The organism is Gammaproteobacteria bacterium (assembly GCA_017999615.1).
Lineage (GTDB): Bacteria > Pseudomonadota > Gammaproteobacteria > JAABTG01 > JAABTG01 > JAGNLM01.
Window position 1 is genome coordinate 631,631 of record JAGNLM010000001.1, and the last position, 14,172, is coordinate 645,802.

General features: G+C 68.5%; 16 protein-coding genes. 12 read left to right on the forward strand and 4 right to left on the reverse strand.

What is annotated here, in order from left to right; translation table 11 throughout:
• Positions 1-30: 30 nt before the first annotated feature.
• Positions 31-1,344, reverse strand: coding sequence for a protein kinase (locus tag KA217_02770; protein ID MBP7711374.1), 1,314 nt, complete (start codon positions 1,342-1,344; stop codon positions 31-33).
• A 76-nt stretch (positions 1,345-1,420) separates the two neighbouring features.
• On the reverse strand, positions 1,421-3,199 hold the full coding sequence (locus KA217_02775) for a LysM peptidoglycan-binding domain-containing protein (GenBank protein MBP7711375.1): 1,779 nt from the start codon (positions 3,197-3,199) through the stop codon (positions 1,421-1,423).
• A 265-nt stretch (positions 3,200-3,464) separates the two neighbouring features.
• Between KA217_02775 and KA217_02780 the strand changes: the two genes are divergently transcribed.
• The 10 genes from KA217_02780 to rpoS all read left to right on the forward strand — a co-directional run bounded on the left by KA217_02780 (position 3,465) and on the right by rpoS (position 11,552).
• Positions 3,465-4,259, forward strand: coding sequence for a class I SAM-dependent methyltransferase (locus KA217_02780; protein MBP7711376.1), 795 nt, complete (start codon positions 3,465-3,467; stop codon positions 4,257-4,259).
• Positions 4,256-4,702 (forward strand): ribonuclease HI, encoded by a 447-nt coding sequence (rnhA, locus tag KA217_02785; protein ID MBP7711377.1) that lies wholly within the window; start codon positions 4,256-4,258, stop codon positions 4,700-4,702. The genes KA217_02780 and rnhA overlap by 4 nt, the downstream gene beginning before the upstream one ends.
• A gap of 11 nt (positions 4,703-4,713) precedes the next feature.
• Positions 4,714-5,430, forward strand: coding sequence for a DNA polymerase III subunit epsilon (gene dnaQ, locus KA217_02790; GenBank protein MBP7711378.1), 717 nt, complete (start codon positions 4,714-4,716; stop codon positions 5,428-5,430).
• 146 nt (positions 5,431-5,576) lie between these two features.
• Positions 5,577-6,158, forward strand: a complete 582-nt coding sequence (locus KA217_02795) for a superoxide dismutase [Fe] (protein MBP7711379.1) — start codon at positions 5,577-5,579, stop codon at positions 6,156-6,158.
• A 53-nt stretch (positions 6,159-6,211) separates the two neighbouring features.
• Positions 6,212-7,390, forward strand: coding sequence for an acetylornithine transaminase (locus KA217_02800; GenBank protein ID MBP7711380.1), 1,179 nt, complete (start codon positions 6,212-6,214; stop codon positions 7,388-7,390).
• Positions 7,391-7,397: 7 nt separating this feature from the next.
• Positions 7,398-8,303: an ornithine carbamoyltransferase gene (gene argF, locus KA217_02805; GenBank protein MBP7711381.1), complete on the forward strand. Its 906-nt coding sequence runs from the start codon at positions 7,398-7,400 to the stop codon at positions 8,301-8,303.
• Positions 8,304-8,324: 21 nt separating this feature from the next.
• Positions 8,325-9,080 carry a 5'/3'-nucleotidase SurE gene (gene surE, locus KA217_02810; GenBank protein MBP7711382.1) on the forward strand — a complete coding sequence of 252 codons (756 nt, stop codon included), beginning with the start codon at positions 8,325-8,327 and terminating at the stop codon, positions 9,078-9,080.
• Between the two features lie 23 nt (positions 9,081-9,103).
• A complete protein-coding gene (locus tag KA217_02815; GenBank protein ID MBP7711383.1) occupies positions 9,104-9,736 on the forward strand; it encodes a protein-L-isoaspartate(D-aspartate) O-methyltransferase in 633 nt (210 codons plus the stop codon).
• Between the two features lie 6 nt (positions 9,737-9,742).
• Positions 9,743-10,528: a peptidoglycan DD-metalloendopeptidase family protein gene (locus KA217_02820; GenBank protein ID MBP7711384.1), complete on the forward strand. Its 786-nt coding sequence runs from the start codon at positions 9,743-9,745 to the stop codon at positions 10,526-10,528.
• Positions 10,521-11,552, forward strand: coding sequence for an RNA polymerase sigma factor RpoS (gene rpoS / locus KA217_02825; protein ID MBP7711385.1), 1,032 nt, complete (start codon positions 10,521-10,523; stop codon positions 11,550-11,552). The genes KA217_02820 and rpoS overlap by 8 nt, the downstream gene beginning before the upstream one ends.
• On the opposite strand, the gene KA217_02830 is transcribed toward rpoS, so the two are convergent.
• A complete protein-coding gene (locus KA217_02830; protein ID MBP7711386.1) occupies positions 11,549-11,926 on the reverse strand; it encodes a hypothetical protein in 378 nt (125 codons plus the stop codon). The genes rpoS and KA217_02830 overlap by 4 nt on opposite strands.
• A gap of 155 nt (positions 11,927-12,081) precedes the next feature.
• Here KA217_02830 and adk point away from each other — a divergent pair, with 155 nt between their 5' ends.
• Together adk and KA217_02840 are read left to right on the forward strand one after the other, a co-directional pair.
• On the forward strand, positions 12,082-12,735 hold the full coding sequence (adk, locus tag KA217_02835; protein MBP7711387.1) for an adenylate kinase: 654 nt from the start codon (positions 12,082-12,084) through the stop codon (positions 12,733-12,735).
• Between the two features lie 130 nt (positions 12,736-12,865).
• The gene (locus KA217_02840; protein ID MBP7711388.1) at positions 12,866-13,294 is read left to right on the forward strand and encodes a hypothetical protein; all 429 of its coding nucleotides are present in this window, start codon (positions 12,866-12,868) and stop codon (positions 13,292-13,294) included.
• 106 nt (positions 13,295-13,400) lie between these two features.
• Here KA217_02840 and KA217_02845 read toward each other — a convergent pair whose 3' ends face one another.
• Positions 13,401-14,063, reverse strand: a complete 663-nt coding sequence (locus KA217_02845; GenBank protein MBP7711389.1) for an HAD family hydrolase — start codon at positions 14,061-14,063, stop codon at positions 13,401-13,403.
• Between the last annotated feature and the right edge of the window lie 109 nt (positions 14,064-14,172).

The following is a 14,172-nucleotide window of genomic DNA, read 5'->3' on the forward strand; positions in this document are numbered from 1 at the left end:
GGAAGAAGCAGGGCGCATCGCGCCCGACGCTCAGGGGCGCGCGAGGGTCTCGCTGGTCTTGCCGAGCCGGGACACCAGCGTCTTCACGAAGGCCCGCAGGAATCGGAGTTGGGCCCCGGCGGAGACCTGTTCCACGTGGCTCGCGCCGAGCCGGAGGGCGGAGACGTCGTTCAGGGCGACGATGTTGGCGCTGCGGGGCACCTTTCCGAAGTAGCCCATCTCTCCGAAGCAGTCTCCGGCAGCGAGCGAGCTCAGAACCCGGGACCCCTTCTTCACCATGACGTCACCCGACACGATGATGTAGAAAAAATCCTCGATCGCGCCCTCGCTCACGATCCGGTCACCGCCGGTGAAACGGTGGCCGCTGGCGGCACGCACCACTTCCCACAGCTCCGCGTCGGAGAATTCGGAGAAGAACTCCAGCTTGCGGGCGCTCTCGAACCGCTCCTGCTCTTCGACGTGGGCCTCGACGCCGTCCAGGTGGTCGAAGGCCTGCGAGAGGTCGGCCGCCATCTCGTTGCCCATCGCGTAACGCTGGGCGCGGTCCCGCGCCAGCGCCTTCATGACGATGGCCTCGAGCTCCGGGGGGATGTCCGCGCGCAGGGTGCGCACGGGCGGTGGGGCGTCGTGGACGATGCGGTAGATGAGCCTCGAGAGGTTCTCCGCCTGGAAGGGCGTGCGCCCGGCGAGGAGTTCGTAGATCACGACGCCGAGCGAGTAGAGGTCCGTCTGGTGGGTCAGCTCCGCTTCCTGGGCCTGTTCGGGAGACATGTACCGCGGTGACCCGACCATCCCCATGACCTGCGTGGTGTCCGAGTGCAGCTTGCGGGCGATGCCGAAGTCCGCGATCTTCACGTCGCCGTTGGGGGTCAGCAGGATGTTGCTCGACTTGATATCCCGGTGGATGACCCCCGCGCGGTGCGCGTAGTCCAACGCACGCGCACACTTGAACGCGATTTCCACCACGCGCCGCAGCGGCAGGAGGGAGTCCGCCTGGCAGTGGTCCTTGAGCGTCCGCGACCCCTCCACGTACTCCATGACGATGTAGGGCCGCCCGTCCTCCTCGCCGGCATCGTAGACGGACAGGATGTTCGGATGTTTCAACAGGCCCGCGAGCCGGGCCTCGTTGAAGAAGATCCGGTGCGAGAGCCGGGCGGCCTCGGCGGAAGTGGGGATGCCTCCTACCTTGATGGCGACCGGGCGTTCCGCAAAGGGGTCATGGCCGAGGTAGACCACGCCCATCGCACCCCGCCCGATGGGCGCGAGCAACTCGTACTTGCCGAGCTTGCGCGGAGCGTCAGCGGGACCGTGACCGGGCAGGGTTTCGTCTGGACCGGAACTCATGGAGTGGGCGGACGGCCGCGAGGCGCCGAGGGCCCCAGGGGTGGCCCGGCGGCAGGAAGTCTGTACGGAGAGGGGGTCAACCAGCTCGCGCGACGCGTGTGTCTTCGCGGTAGACGTTCAACTCCTGGCCTGCCCGTACTCCCTGACTCTCCCCGAGCTTGTTCCAGCGCCGGAGCATCGCCGGGCTGACACCGAAGCGTTGGGAGATCGCCCAGAGCGTCTCGCCGGGTTTCACCTTGTAACGGATCAACTCGGGCGTCGCCGTCTTCGCCGTCTTCGCTGTCTTCGTGGCCGCGGCGGACGCCTTTCCAGTGTCGGGCTTCGCAGCGCCAGGCTTGGCAGGCGCTACGACACTGGCTACCTGGGTGGCGGCTGCCTTCTTGCCTGGGGCGGAGGCGGCGGCATCGGGCCTCGTCGCCTTCTCGGGCTCGGCCTTGCCGCCCTTCTGGCCCGCCTCGGTCTTGTTGGGCGGCCCGCCTGCGCTGGCCACCACGGTGCGATCGTCCTGAACATGGACCGCCAGGGTCTGGCCCGCCTTCACGCCAGTCTTGGACGAGATGCCATTCATGCTCGCCAGCGCCTGCGGCGTCACGCCGTAGCGGCGAGCCAGCGAGTAGAGCGTCTCGCCCGGACGGACGACGAACTTCTGGGTGACCGCTGCCGGCTCGCTCACCCTGAGAGTCGCGGGGGTCTTCCGTCCCCTGTTCTCGTCCTCGCCAGCGGAGCGGGACGCGGGCTGGGCCACGGCCTCGGATGCATCGGCGACCAGGACGGCGGCGTTTGCGGTCTTGGCGCCAAGCGGCACGCGGACGACGTTCCCGGGGCGGACCCGGTTGCCGCTCAGCTGGTTCACCTCACGCAACGTGTCCGGTGTCGTCCCGAAGCGGCTTGCCAACATCGCGAGCGTCTCACCGCGGCGCACCACATGGCGCCTCCAGGGCAGCCGCTCGTGCTCGGGCATCTCGCTCAGGCGCGCAGAGAAGGAGTCCGCCTTGTGGATCGGCAGTACCAGGTGGTGTGGCCCGTCGGGGTCCGTCGCCCAGCGCGAAAAGCCGGGGTTCAGGTGGCGCAGGTCCGCCAGCGGAATCCCCGCTGCCGAAGCGGCGACGTTCAGGTCGACGGGACCCTGGAGCCCGACCCGGGTGAGATACGGCTCGTTCGGAATGGCGGCGAGCTGCACCCCGTACGCGCGTGGGCTCGCGACGACGCGCGCCAGCCCGAGGAGCCGCGGCACGTAGCTGCGGGTCTCTTCCGGAAGGGACAGGCTCCAGAAATCGGTCGGCAGCCCCGCCCGCTGGTTCTCCTGGACCGCTCGGGCCACGGCGCCTTCGCCGCAGTTGTACGCGGCGACCGCCAGTTGCCAGTCGCCACCGAACTGATCGCGCAGGGCCGTCAGATAATCCAGAGCGGCGCGGGTGGAGGCGAGGATGTCGCGACGCCCGTCGTACCACCAGTTCTGCCGCAAGCCGAAACGCCGCCCCGTCTCCGGGATGAACTGCCAGATCCCGGACGCCCGCGCCGGCGAATACGCGAAGGGCTGGAACGCGCTCTCGACGATGGGGAGGAGCGCGATCTCGCTCGGCACGCCCCGCGACTCGACCTGTTCGACGATGTAGTGCAGGTAGGGCCGTGCGCGCTGGGCCGTGCGGTCCAGGAAACTCGTATTGCGCACGTATCGGTCGATTTCCGCATCGATCGCCGGTTGCTCCGGCGACGGCATGCTGAACCCGCTGCGGATCCGCGCCCACAGGTCGGGGGAATCCTTGCTGCCGGGCTCCGGTTTGAAGCGGCCACGCGGGGCGCTCCGATACGCCTTTACGTCGGACGCGACCGCGCCTCTGCCCGAGTCGGTCACGGGACGTCCGTCGCTAGAGGTTACTTGGCCGAAGTCCCACCCTTCCGCATCCGCGCCGAAACCAGAGCGCGCAGGCTGGAGCCCACAGCCGGAAGAGAGCGATACAATACCGACCAGAACCCCCGGGACGATCAGGCGCCGGGTCGCTCTTATTGTCATCGTGCTGGTAGCGTAGGAGTTTGCGTGCGGTCGGTCAAGCGTCTGCGGAGACATCGGTGAGTGCCGACAGTGGTTCACGGTCCGTGACGGTGGCGAGCCCCGTGGCGTGGCCCCGTTGACGCTGGGGGCTCGGCTGAGGGCCTGGTCCACCTCCTGGCCGGGCCGCGCGGTTCTTGCGGCGGAGCGTGCGGCGCTCGAGGAATTCCTTCCGAATCTCTTCGGTTACTATCTGTTGCAGGTGGGCAGTCTGTGTGACCCACAGGCCCTCAGCGCCAGCCGCATCCGCAGCCGTGTCTGGGTGACGGACGCGCGCCCGAGGTTCGACGCGGAGTGTACGTCGGTCGTGGGGTCACCCCAGGCGCTCCCGTTCGCGGCCGACAGCGTCGACGTCGTCGTGCTGCAGCACGTACTGGAGTTTCAGGACTCGCCGCACGAGGCGCTGCGCGAGGCGGAGAGGGTGCTGGTCCCGGAAGGACACCTCGTGCTGGCGGGCTTCAACCCGTTCAGCCTCCTCGGGCTGTGGCGGGCCGCAGAGCGGCGACGCGCCGGTCCGCCCTGGTCGGGGCGCTTCGTCAGTCCGACGCGGGTCAAGGACTGGCTCGCGCTGCTCGGATTCGAGGCGACGGAGGTGCGTATGGTGTTCTTCCGCCCGCCGTTCTCCCGTCCGGCGCTGCTGCGGCGGCTTCGCCGGCTGGAGTCCATCGGTGCCCGCCTGTGGCCCTATACCGGCGGTGTCTACGTGATCGTCGCACGCAAGCGCGTCGCGACGCTGACGCCCATCAAGCCGCGCTGGTTGCCGCGCCGGGGCCTCGTTGGGGTCCGCCTGGCCGAGCCGTCGGCCCGTTGGGACCCCGGGCTGGAGATGCCACCCACTCGACGCGGGGGGGACCTGGCGGCGTGACGCGGGACAGGGTCGAGGCCTTCACCGATGGTGCCTGCCGCGGTAACCCGGGGCCCGGCGGGTGGGCGGCGCTGCTGCGCTACAATGGCCACGAGAAGGTGATCTCCGGGGGCGAGCCCCACACCACCAACAACCGGATGGAGTTGCTGGGCGCCATTTACGCCCTCGAGGCGCTGAAACGCCCCTGCCACGTTCGCCTGCACACGGACTCGGAGTACGTGCGGCGAGGCATCACGGAGTGGATCGCCGGCTGGAAGCGCAAGGGCTGGAAGACATCGGCAGGGCAGCCGGTGAAGAACGTCGACCTCTGGGAGCGGCTCGATCGGGCGCGCTCTGCCCACACGGTCGACTGGCAATGGGTGCGCGGCCACGCCGGACACCCGGAAAACGAGCGCGTAGACGCGGCGGCGCGCGAAGCGGCGGCCCGTCAGTCTCCGAACTGAGAAGGGCATCCATGCGACAGGTCGTCCTCGACACCGAGACCACCGGTCTCGACCCCGCACAGGGCCACCGGATCATCGAGGTGGGGTGCGTGGAGATCGTGAATCGCCGGGTGACCGACCGCACCTTTCATCAGTATCTGAACCCCGAGCGTGAGGTCGAAGCAGGCGCCCTCCAGGTCCACGGGATCAGCAACGAGTTCCTGGCGGACAAGCCACGTTTCGCGGACGTGGCGCACGACCTGCTCGAGTTCCTGGCCGGGGCGGAGCTCCTCATTCACAACGCGGCCTTTGACGTCGCCTTTCTGAACCAGGAGCTTGCGCAACTGTCCGTGGGCCTCGAGCCGCTGGAGCGCCACTGCACGGTGACGGACACCCTGGCGCTCGCCCGGGAGCGTCATCCGGGTAAGAAGAACAGTCTCGACGCGCTCTGCCGGAACTATGGTGTGGACAACTCGCGCCGGGACCTGCACGGGGCCCTGCTCGACGCCCAGTTGCTGGCAGAGGTGTACCTTGCGATGACGGGGGGGCAGGTCACGCTCTCCCTGGTTCCGAGGGCCGCCGCGGGGATGGGGAAGCGGGCTGGAGAGGGTGGGGCGTGGAGCGGGAATCGCGCGCGGCTGCCCGTCCATCACGCGGACGGGCAAGAGGCCGCCGCGCACGAGGCCCGGTTGGCCGCCCTGGACCGGGCGAGCGGTGGCCGTTGCCTCTGGCGTGAACTCGGCTGGTAGGACGAGGGCGCCTTGAATCGCCCGGGCACCGTGTCTAGACTCGCTCCACTTCGGGCGGGGCGACCTTACGCCGCGGTCCCGTTGCCTTAAACGCTGCAGGCATCCGTCCTGCCCCCGTCCAGCGAGTCGACCAAAGGAGAACTCCCATGGCCTTCGAGCTTCCGCCCCTCCCGTATGCAAAGAACGCCCTGGCCCCGACCATCTCCGAGGAGACGGTCGAGTACCACTACGGCAAGCACCACCAGGCCTACGTCACCAACCTGAACAATCTCATCAAGGGCAGTGAGCTCGAGGCCATGGGGCTCGAGGACATCGTGCGCAAGTCCTCGGGGGGTGTCTTCAACAACGCGGCCCAGGTGTGGAACCACACGTTCTACTGGAATTGCCTCAAGCCGGGCGGCGGTGGCGCACCGACGGGGGCGCTCGCTGCGGCCATCGACAAGGCCTTCGGTTCCTTCGCGGCCTTCAAGGAGAAGTTCTCCAGTTCGGCCGTCGGCAATTTCGGCTCCGGCTGGACCTGGTTGGTGAAGAATGCAGACGGCAGTCTCGAGGTGGTGAACACCAGCAACGCGGGCACGCCGATGACGAGCGGGAATACGGCGCTGCTCACGTGCGACGTGTGGGAGCACGCCTACTACGTGGACTACCGCAACGCCCGGGCGAAGTACGTGGAGTCCCTCTGGGGGCTGGTGAACTGGGAGTTCGTGGCGAAGAACTTCGCCGGCTGAGGACACGCCGGGCGGCAGCCGCGGGCGGCCTCTTTGCGTTCAGGAAGTGCGTGATGACAGATTCCCTGATGCGGACGTACGCCCGCCAACCGGTCACCTTCGATCGGGGGGAAGGCGTCTGGCTGTGGGACCAGGAGGGTCGCCGCTACCTCGATGCCGTCGCGGGCATCGCGGTCTGCGGCCTCGGCCACGCCCACCCCGCGGTGACGAAGGCCCTGTGCGAGCAGGCGGGCCGCCTGGTCCACACCTCGAACCTGTACCGGATCGCCGCCCAGGAAGAGTTGGCGGACGCGCTCAGGCGGATCTCGGGGATGAGCCGGGCGTTCTTCTGCAATTCCGGTGCGGAAGCGAACGAGGCGGCCATCAAGCTCGCCCGCTTGCACGGGCACGGCCTCCAGGTGGACGTGCCGGTGGTCGTCGTCATGGAAGGCAGCTTCCACGGCCGCACCCTCGCCACCCTGAGCGCGACGGCGAACCGCAAGGTCCAGGTGGGCTTCGAGCCGCTGGTCCAGGGCTTCCTGCAGGTTCCGTACGACGACCTCGAGGCCCTCGAGCGGGTGGCGCGCGAGCGCAAGGACGTGGCGGCGGTTCTCGTGGAGCCGGTGCAGGGGGAGGGTGGAATCATCGTGCCCGGTGCCGGTTACCTCGCGGGTGTGCGGCGGATCTGTGACGCGCAGGGTTGGCTGATGATGCTGGATGAGATCCAGACCGGGATCGGCCGCACGGGCCGCTGGTTCGCCCATCAGCACGACGGGGTCCTGCCCGACGTCATGACCCTCGCCAAGGGGCTCGGGAACGGCGTTCCCATCGGTGCCTGTCTCGCGCACGGCGCCGCGGCGGAACTGATGGGACCGGGCAGCCACGGCTCGACCTTCGGGGGCAACCCCCTCGCTTGCCGGGCCGCCCTGGCGGTGCTCGAGACAGTCGAGTCGGCGCGGCTGGCGGAGCGCGCTGAGGCCACGGGCGCGTATCTGCGCGAACGCCTGGCCGGGGCGCTGCAGGGGCTCCATTGCGTGCGTGCCGTGCGGGGCAGGGGACTGATGATCGGGGTCGAGCTCGCGCGCCCTTGCGGGGACCTGGTCGCGCAGGCCCGTGAGCGCGGGGTGCTGATCAATGTGACGGCCGAGAGAGTGGTGCGCCTGCTTCCACCGCTCATCCTGACGCGCGGGGACGCCGACCTCCTGGCGGACACGCTCGCCGACCTGATCCGCGAATTCTGCTCGCGGGTGTGAGGCTTCCATGGCTATCCGGCACTTCCTCACGTTGCTCGACCTGACCTCCGAGGAGATCGTCGCCCTGATCGACCGCGCCACCGAGCTCAAGGCGCGGCTTCGCGACGGTGTGATCGACGAGCCCCTGAAGAATCGGACGCTCGCTCTGGTCTTCGAGAAGTCCTCCACCCGCACCCGTGTCTCCTTCGAGGCCGCGATGGTCCAGTTCGGGGGGGCGACCCTGTTCCTTTCTCCGCGGGACACCCAGCTCGGGCGTGGCGAGCCCATCGAGGACACCGCACGAGTCCTCTCGCGCATGGTGGACGCCGTGGCGATCCGCACTTTCGAGCACGAGAAGATCGAGCGCTTCGCCGCCTACTCCGGTGTGCCCGTCATCAACGCGCTCACCGACCGGCACCACCCCTGCCAGTTGCTGGCCGACATGCAGACCTTCTTCGAGCACCGTGGCTCGATCGCCGGGCGCACGGTGGCCTGGATCGGTGACGGCAACAACATGTGCCACTCGTACATCGACGCCGCCCGGCAACTGGAGTTCCGGCTGCGGGTGGCCTCGCCCGAGGGATACGAACCGGACCCGCAGTTGGTAGCGGCCGGCTCGGGCTGGGTCGAGGTGATGCGAGATCCCAGGGAGGCCGTAGCGGGGGCCCACCTGGTGGCGACCGACGTGTGGGCGAGCATGGGCCAGGAATCCGAGCAGACCCAGCGCATCGAGCGCTTCTCGGCTTACCAGGTCAATCGGGACCTGATGCGGCTGGCCGCACCGGACGCCCTGTTCATGCACTGCCTGCCGGCGCACCGGGGTGAGGAGGTCACCGAGGACGTCCTGCTCGGCCCCCAGAGTGTCGTGTGGGACGAGGCGGAGAACCGACTGCATGCTCAGAAGGCGTTGTTGGAGTTCCTGCTGCGTCGCTGAGCGTCCGGACCGGTTCGCCGCGTGCGCATCCTGATCAGCAACGACGACGGCTACCAGGCTCCGGGCATCGTCTGTCTCGCGCGACGCCTCGGCGAGGTCGGCGAGATCTCCGTCGTGGCGCCGGAGCGTGAGCGCAGCGGCGCGAGCAATTCGCTCACCTTGCGCAACCCCGTGCGCGCGCGGCGCGCCGAGAACGGATTCATCTATGTGGACGGGACGCCCACCGACTGCGTGCACCTCGCGATCACCGGGTTGCTCGACCCCGAGCCGGACCTCGTCGTGGCGGGCATCAATGCGGGGGCCAACCTCGGCGACGACGTGCTCTACTCGGGCACGGTGGCCGCGGCGATGGAGGGGCGTTTCCTCGGACTGCCAGCGATCGCGGTGTCGCTGGTGGGGGACCAGTTCCAGCACTACGAGACGGCGGCCGACGTGGTGGTGTCCCTCGTGCGAAGCCTCCAGACCTCGCCCATTCCCCCGGCGACGATCCTCAACGTGAACGTGCCGGACGTCCCTGCCGAGGAGCTGTCGGGATTTCGCGTCACCCGCCTCGGGCAGCGGCATCGTTCGGAGCCCGTCGTGCGCACCCACGACCCTCGAGGCCGGGAGATCTTCTGGATCGGGCCGGCCGGGCCGGGACAGGACGCGGGGCCGGGCACCGACTTCCATGCGCTCGCCGGGGGCTACGTGTCCATCACGCCGCTGCACGTCGACCTCACTCGGCATGCGGCAATAGAGGACCTCTCGCGCTGGGTCGGAGGCCTGCGGGTCCGGTGACCACGCGATTCAACGGCATCGGCATGACCTCCCAGCGCACGCGGGACCGGCTGATCGACCGCCTGCGCGCGCAGGGGATCAGCAACCCGGCGGTGCTCGAGGTGATCCGGCGCACTCCGCGCCACATCTTCGTGGACGAGGCGCTCGCGAGCCGCGCCTACGAAGACACCGCGCTGCCGATCGGTCACGGTCAGACGATCTCCCAGCCCTACATCGTCGCGCGCATGACCGAGTTGCTGATCGGGGAGCGCTCTCCCCAGCGGGTGCTGGAGATCGGCACGGGCTGTGCCTACCAGACCGCGGTGCTGGCGCAACTCGTGCCCGCGGTCTTCAGCGTGGAGCGGATCCAGGCCTTGCTGCACCAGGCCCGGGAGCGGCTCTATCAGCTGAGGATCAACAACGCACGCCTGCGGCTGGCCGACGGCTCGCTCGGCTGGCCGGAGCATGCCCCCTACGATGGCATCCTGGTCGCCGCTGCGGCCCCGTCGATCCCCCAGGCACTCTGCGAGCAACTGGCCCCCGGCGGGCGCCTGGTCGCCCCCGTGGGCACGCGCGGCGCGCAACGCCTCGTGCTCATGGTGCGCGAGGAGGAAGGCTTTCAACAGCGCACTCTCGAGGCGGTGAGCTTCGTGCCGCTGGTTGCCGGGACCGGGTGACGGCGCGTGAGGGCCCGCACCTGGACCTGGAGATGTGCGCTCGGTTCAGTGGTCGTGCTCACCCTGGCCGGCTGTGGTTCCAGTGGCGTCAGGGCCCCGGTCGAGGAGCGGGCTGTGGTGGGTTCCATCTCGGTCCCTGACGCTCCCCGCGTCCGGGGTGCCCGCAGGCCTCAGGAACCGCCAAGGCGGGAGGCTGCGACGGAGGTGTCGGAGCTGACGAGGCGCCAGGTTCCGAGGGAGGTGCCGGAGCCGACGAAGCAGCCGGTGGCCACCGAGGCTCGGGATCCAGGGAGCCAGCAGGTCGCAACCGCACCACGCGAGAGGGCGAGAGCAGCGGTCGAGACGAAGCCCCGGAAGCCGGTGACGTCGGCGAAATCGGCGAAGAAGGTCCAGCCCGAGGTGCTTGCGTGGGTCTGGCCCGCCACGGGCCGCGTGTTGCGCGGGTTCTCCGAGGGAGGCAACAAGGGCCTCGACATCAGCGGTCGAACGGGGTTGCCCGTGTGCGCCGCCGCGCGGGGCCGAGTGGTCTATTCGGGCAGTGGACTCGTCGGATACGGCAAGCTTATCATCGTCAAACATAACAAGAGCTATCTGAGTGCGTACGCGCACAACGACAAGCTCCTGGTCAAGGAAGGTGACTCGGTGACGGGCGGTCAGCGCATCGCCCAGATGGGTCAGACCGGCACACAGGGGGTGAAGCTGCACTTCGAGATCCGTCGGGACGGCAGGCCGGTCGATCCGCTGATTTACCTTCCGCGCCGGGACCTGCCCCAGGAGGATTCGGATGCTTGAGCGGGACGAGGAGCGAGAGGAAGTCCTCGAACAGAACCGCGAGCCGAGCGAAGAAGCGCTCGGCGACGACGAGCTGCTCGAACCCGCAATCGGCGAGGGGCTGGTCGAGACTCTGGCGGAGGATCTCGAGGAGGATCCCGCGCTGGCCGAGCCGGAGACCGTCTCCTTTCCCCGGGACATCCCGGAAGGGGAGATGGACGCCACCCGCCTGTACCTCAGCGAGATCGGCTACTCCCCCCTGTTGACCGCGGAAGAAGAAGTGCGTTTCGCGCGTGCGGGGCAGCGGGGCGACAAAGAGGCGCGCAAGCGCATGATCACCAGCAATCTCCGGCTGGTGGTGAAGATAGCCCGCCGGTACATGAACCGGGGCCTTGCGCTGCTCGATCTGATCGAGGAGGGCAACCTCGGCCTCATCCGGGCGGTGGAGAAGTTCGACCCCGAGCGCGGTTTCCGCTTCTCCACGTACGCTACCTGGTGGATCCGTCAGACCATCGAGCGGGCGCTGATGAACCAGACCCGCACCATTCGTCTGCCCATCCACGTGGTGAAGGAGATCAACGTCTACCTGCGTGCCGCGCGCAAGCTCGCGCAGTCTCTCGATCGGGAGCCGAGTCCGGAGGACGTGGCCGGGATGCTCGACAAGCCCATCGAGGAGGTCAAGCGCATGCTGGGCCTGAACGAGCGTGTCGCCTCGGTGGACGTCCCGAGGACGCAGGACACCGAGAAGTCCCTCATCGACTCCATCCCCGACGAGCAGAATACCGACCCTTCCCTGCTGCTCCAGGACCGGGACGTGCAGCTCCACATCGACCTCTGGCTGTCGAAGCTGAACGACAAACAGCGAGCCGTGGTGGAGCGCCGGTACGGTCTGCACGGCCACGAGAGCTCGACGCTCGAAGAGGTGGGCAACGAGCTCGGCGTGACCCGGGAGCGCGTGCGTCAGATCCAGATCGAGGCCTTGCGCCGCCTGCGGGAGATCCTGGAGCGGGAGGGCTTTTCCGTGGAGACCGTGTTCGAGGGCTAGCCTCGCGGCATCAACACGGCGAGCACTACCCTGCGGCCCTCCGCCGCAACCACACCGTAGGTGCGGCACGCCGCACCCGTGTCCATCGTCTCGAAACCGATCTTCGCCCTGATCAACGGCTCCAGGCAGTGGGCTGGCGGCTGTTCGCGGCGTCGTCCCGTGCCAACGATGACCACCTGCGGGTGCAGTGCCGCGAGCTCCTCGAAGTCCGAGGCCGCGAGCTCGGCCGCCGCCGTGGGGCGCCAATCCTGCAGCAGGCGGTCCGTGCTGAGGAGGAAGCTGCGGGTCAGGACCTTCCCGTCGACCGTCACCGCGCCCTCACGATAGGCGCTCACGCTGGCGCGGACGCCGCCATCCGTGCGCTCCAGTTTCACGGGCGGACGTTCTCGCGTGCCGCTGCAGGGTCGCGCCTGCCGGTGACGCGGGGCTGCGGAGTCGTTCTGCGGCGCGTGGCGCGCTGGCGGGGATCGGGGGGGTGGGGCATACTGATTTCTCGCACGTCGTCAACGATAACAGGAGGGAACGCGAGATGAGACTCATCCTTTTGGGCCCGCCGGGCGCCGGCAAGGGGACGCAGGCCAATTACGTGAAGGCGCGCTACGGGATCCCCCAGATATCCACCGGCGACATGCTCCGTGCGGCTGTGAAGGCCGGCACACCGCTCGGTCTGCAGGCGAAGAAGATCATGGACGAGGGAGGCCTCGTCTCCGACTCGATCATCCTCGGCCTGGTGTCGGAGCGGATCAGGCAGCCGGACTGCACGAGCGGATTCCTCTTCGACGGGTTCCCACGGACGATCCCCCAGGCGGAGGCTCTGCGCGAGCAGGGCGTGGACGTGGATTACGTGGTGGAGATCGTGGCCGAAGACGAGGAGATCATCAAGCGCATGAGCGGGCGCCGCGTCCACCTCCCGTCGGGCCGCACGTACCACGTCGTCTTCAATCCTCCCAAAGTCCCCGGCAAGGACGACGTCACGGGCGAGGAGCTTACCCAGCGTGAGGACGACCGGGAAGAGACAGTACGCAAGCGTCTTGCGGTCTACCACAGCCAGACCTCACAGCTCGTGAGTTTTTACTCCGGGCTTGCGCGTTCCGGCGATCCGCGTGCACCGAAATACGTGCGCATCGACGGCGTGGGGCCGGTCGAGTCTGTCCGCGACGCGATCGTTGCAGCCCTCGGTTGATTCCACACGGATTGCTTGACCGATTGTGTTTTTGAACTACAGTACGCAATAACCGTCCGACGCAACGATGATGATTCGACGAAGCGCGTTCCGGAGCGGGGACATCGGCAGACAACTGGGGGATGGATTGATGGCTGCTACTAGAAAGGCGGGTGCCCGGAAGGCCGTGGCAGGCCGCAAAGCGACGGCCAAGCCGGCTGCGGCGAAGGCGAAGGCGAAGGCGAAGAAGACGACCCGGACAGTTGCCGCGCGCAAAGCGGTTGCTGCGCGCCGCACCGTCGCCAGGGCGGCAGTGGCCCGCAAGACCACGAGCCGGCGCGCCGCATCCGCTCGGGCCCGCACGGCCACCCGGAAGAAGGCGGTGCCAGTGGACGACCGCGAGGCGCGTCTGGTGGCACGTCTGGAGAAGGCGAAGGAGAAATTCCTCGCCCGTGAGGGCAAGCGCTTCGAGAAGGAGTTCTGGCGCAAGGAGCGCATGAAGGAGAAGGCCCGCATCCGCCGCAAGCGCGAGCGTGTGCGGGCGAAGAAGGCAGTGGTGGCGGCGCCGACGGCTGCCTGACACGCCGCCACCCGCGGCCCTGTTCTCCCGGCGTGGTCCGGGGCGGGACCGGGGGGATCGAGACCGGTATTTCCCCTCGCCGGGCTCCCACGGGAGCCCGGTTTCGTCAGGCTCCCTCCCGCAGGTGGACGATGGGCCACGCACGGCTCCGGGCGATGGTGCGCAGCGTCTCGTCCGGGTCCACGGCGACGGCGTGGTCCACACGCTCGAGCAGGGGCAGGTCGTTGTGCGAGTCGCTGTAGAACCACGTCTCGCTCGCGGGCTGCCCCTGTTCCTCCAGCCAGGCATCGAATCGGGTCACCTTGCCCGCGGCGTAGGCGGGAACCCCGGCGACCTCCCCGGTGAATCGGCCGGCTGAGGTCTCGGGGTCCGTCGCGATCAGATCCTCGACCCCGAGCAGGCTTGCGATGGGGCGGGTGATGAAGCGGTTGGTCGCAGTGATGATCAGCAACCGGTGACCGGCGCGCCGGTGCCGCTCCAGCAGGACGGCCGCCGCTGGCAGGAGGATGGGGCGGATCTTCTCTTCGATGAATCGCTCTCTCCACGCCAGCAGGTCGGGAAGGGGGAAGCGGGCGAGCGGCGCGAGTTGGAAGCGCAGGAACTCCCCGATGTCGAGGCGGCCGGCGAGGTAGTCGGCGTAGTAGCGCTCGTGCTCGCGCAGGAAGGCCTCGGCGTCCACCTTGCCGAGCTCGGCGAGGAACTCGCCCCAGAGGTAATCGCTGTCGCCGGCGATGAGGGTGTTGTCGAGATCGAAGATGGCAAGCTGCACGACCGGTCTCCCGTGGAGTGCGCACGTGGAGTGCGCGGGACCCATCCCCCGGGGACGACGGGCATTTGCCGTGCCCAGGGCCTTGTGCAAGAATCCTACCAGAGCACTC

What these genes read in the sequence shown, in the direction of transcription:
- KA217_02770 (MBP7711374.1), bottom strand. Translation starts at nt 1,344, where the DNA reads ATGAGTTCCGGTCCAGACGAAACCCTGCCCGGTCACGGTCCCGCTGAC.
- dnaQ (MBP7711378.1), top strand. Translation starts at nt 4,714, where the DNA reads ATGCGACAGGTCGTCCTCGACACCGAGACCACCGGTCTCGACCCCGCA.
- KA217_02795 (MBP7711379.1), top strand. Translation starts at nt 5,577, where the DNA reads ATGGCCTTCGAGCTTCCGCCCCTCCCGTATGCAAAGAACGCCCTGGCC.
- KA217_02800 (MBP7711380.1), top strand. Translation starts at nt 6,212, where the DNA reads ATGACAGATTCCCTGATGCGGACGTACGCCCGCCAACCGGTCACCTTC.
- argF (MBP7711381.1), top strand. Translation starts at nt 7,398, where the DNA reads ATGGCTATCCGGCACTTCCTCACGTTGCTCGACCTGACCTCCGAGGAG.
- KA217_02815 (MBP7711383.1), top strand. Translation starts at nt 9,104, where the DNA reads ATGACCTCCCAGCGCACGCGGGACCGGCTGATCGACCGCCTGCGCGCG.
- rpoS (MBP7711385.1), top strand. Translation starts at nt 10,521, where the DNA reads ATGCTTGAGCGGGACGAGGAGCGAGAGGAAGTCCTCGAACAGAACCGC.
- adk (MBP7711387.1), top strand. Translation starts at nt 12,082, where the DNA reads ATGAGACTCATCCTTTTGGGCCCGCCGGGCGCCGGCAAGGGGACGCAG.
- KA217_02840 (MBP7711388.1), top strand. Translation starts at nt 12,866, where the DNA reads ATGGCTGCTACTAGAAAGGCGGGTGCCCGGAAGGCCGTGGCAGGCCGC.